Origin of the sequence: Parendozoicomonas sp. Alg238-R29 (assembly GCF_947331445.1) — a bacterium.
Lineage (GTDB): Bacteria > Pseudomonadota > Gammaproteobacteria > Pseudomonadales > Endozoicomonadaceae > Sansalvadorimonas.
In genome coordinates, this window is record NZ_CAMZOG010000177.1 from 1 (window position 1) to 2,553 (window position 2,553).

Consider the following 2,553-nt stretch of genomic DNA (forward strand, 5'->3'; position numbering starts at 1 on the left):
ATGGACAGTGGTATGTACTGGACTGGAAATCCAACTGGCTCGGTGATTCCACCAGTGCTTACACCCGAGAAGCGATGGCCGATGCGATGATTGACCATCGTTATGACCTTCAATACCTGATCTACACACTGGCTTTGCACAGGCTGCTGAAAAGCCGCATTCCTGACTATAAGTACGACACCCATATGGGGGGAGCGATTTATGTTTTTCTCCGGGGTCTTCAGGATGCCGATACAGGAAGTTCAGAAACTGGCATTTATCACCACCGGCCAGAACAGCAGTTGATTGAAGATATGGATTGTCTTTTCCAGGGAGGGTTGTCACCATGCTAAACACTCTCCGACAACTGGCAGATAGTGGTATTATCCGCCCACTGGATTACCACCTTGCCCGGCTGCTGTCAGATCAGAGCCAGAACCCTGTACTGCTGTTAGCTGCGGCACTCACTAGTCGGGAGCTTGGTAATGGCCACACCTGCCTGAATCTCAAGAAAGCGGATCTTTTTCAACTGTTAGGGGCAGCCCGTTACGCTGATGCCATTAAAGCCTGCCCCCCTCTGGAACAATGGCAAGAACATTTGAAAGGTGAGCCGGCTATTGGTGATGGTAAACAATCAACCCCACTGGTTCTGGACAAGAGCCGCCTCTACCTGATGCGTTACTGGCAGTACGAGAATGTTATTGCCGAACGCTTTAATAGCAGCAAACACACTCCTCTGAACAGTTCATTAAGCCATGAGCAGGTTCGACAGATTCTTGAACGCCTTTTCCCTGAACAGAGTGAGCAACCCTCTTCCCAGATTGATTGGCAAAAGGTCGCGGCTACTGTAGCTGCCAGTCATAGCTTATCTGTGATCAGTGGTGGCCCCGGTACCGGTAAGACCACGACTGTCACCCGGCTTCTGGCGCTGCTAGTTGAACTTGCACTGGCTGAAAATCCTGATCGCTCACCAGTTATCCATCTTGCTGCACCAACCGGTAAAGCAGCTGTACGTCTGACAGAGTCCATTGGTTCTGCTCGTTGGAAATTGAACTGCAGTAAGGAGGTGCGTTACGCGATTAATGATCAGGCTACCACTCTGCACCGCTTACTGGGCGTAATTCCAGGGCAGGCAGAATTTCGTCACAATGGGAATAACCCATTACATCTGGACGTTCTGGTGGTTGATGAAGCATCCATGATTGATGCTTCTTTAATGGCTCGCCTGCTGGAAGCATTGCCCAAGGAGTCACGACTGATATTACTGGGAGACAGGGACCAGCTGGCCTCGGTTGAAGCTGGCAGTGTGCTGGGAGATATCTGCAAAAGTATTGATCAAGGTTATTCCCATGACCAGATAAAGGAACTTAAAGCCCTGACCGGATATGAACTGATGGAGTTTTTATCAGGTAACGGCCCATCTATCCGCGACAGCCTTTGCCTGCTACGAAAAAGTTATCGTTTCGATGAGCGTTCCGGTATCGGACGTCTGGCAAAAGCCGTTAACAGTGGCAATCGTCAGGAAGTACAGTCTGTTTGCCAGGAGCAGTTAAATGATCTGCGGCTGATTCATACCGGTGATATTCAAAGCCAGTTAATGAGGGCGGCTGTTGAGGGCTACCGCCCTTATCTAGAGGCGATTCAAAAAGATTCATCAGCGGAATTGGTGATTGAAGCCTTTGATCAGTTCCAGATTCTTTGCACCTTGCGGGATGGAAAGTGGGGCGTAACCGGTTTAAATGAAAATATCCGCACGGCGCTGGCAAAAGCAAAACTGATTCCTGACGAAGGCGTCTGGTATCACGGTCGCCCGGTGTTAATTACTCGTAATGATCCGGCTCTGGAGCTTTATAACGGTGATATCGGTATCACCTTCAAACGTGACGATTGCCGTTACCGGGTTGCATTCCCCAAGCCAGATGGTTCTGTGCGCTTTCTGCTGCCAAGCCGTTTGCCTGAACACGAAACAGTATTCGCCATGACTGTTCATAAAAGCCAGGGGTCAGAGTTCGACCAGGTTGCAATGGTATTACCAGAATCCCCATCCCTGGTGCTCACTCGAGAACTGCTCTATACGGGCATAACTCGAGCCAAGACAACACTGTCTCTGTTTAGCCGCCCGGATATTCTGGTATCAGCTGTTGATCGCCCGATAGAGCGTATTACTGGTTTGGCTGACAGATTAACCTAAAGTCAGAAGTACTGTAGACAAAGGTCCGCCGGCCTTTGTCTGCGGAGATATCCCTAGCAAGTTCTCCTAAACAGGTTCCTTACTTACAAAACAACGTTATTGCTCACCGGGATATTAGACCGGCCATGATGACCGTGCTAGAAATCTTATGCAGGACGTCGTAGGCGATATGGCGGGAACACTCTACTTTACGGTGAACTCAAAGCTCACAAGGGATATTTTGAAAATATTGAGTTTCAAGGGAAAAATTAAATGCTTGGAACAAAAAAAGGTGAAACCCTTAGGTTTCACCTTCCGATCTACTCCTAAGGAGCAGATTGCAAAGCTATATCTCTAAAAAGAGATTAGATAACTTCGATTTCTTCAGCCTGAGGACCTTTCTG

The 2,553-nt window shown here is 48.8% G+C and carries 2 protein-coding genes; both read left to right on the forward strand.

Annotation, left to right across the window (positions count from 1 at the left end):
• Positions 1–332, forward strand: a 332-nt coding sequence (locus QMA35_RS21325; protein ID WP_281649155.1) for a hypothetical protein, incomplete at its 5' end; no start/stop codon positions are given.
• The gene (recD, locus tag QMA35_RS21330) at positions 326–2,170 is read left to right on the forward strand and encodes an exodeoxyribonuclease V subunit alpha (protein ID WP_281649156.1); all 1,845 of its coding nucleotides are present in this window, start codon (positions 326–328) and stop codon (positions 2,168–2,170) included. The genes QMA35_RS21325 and recD, both read left to right, overlap by 7 nt.
• Positions 2,171–2,553: the final 383 nt, after the last annotated feature.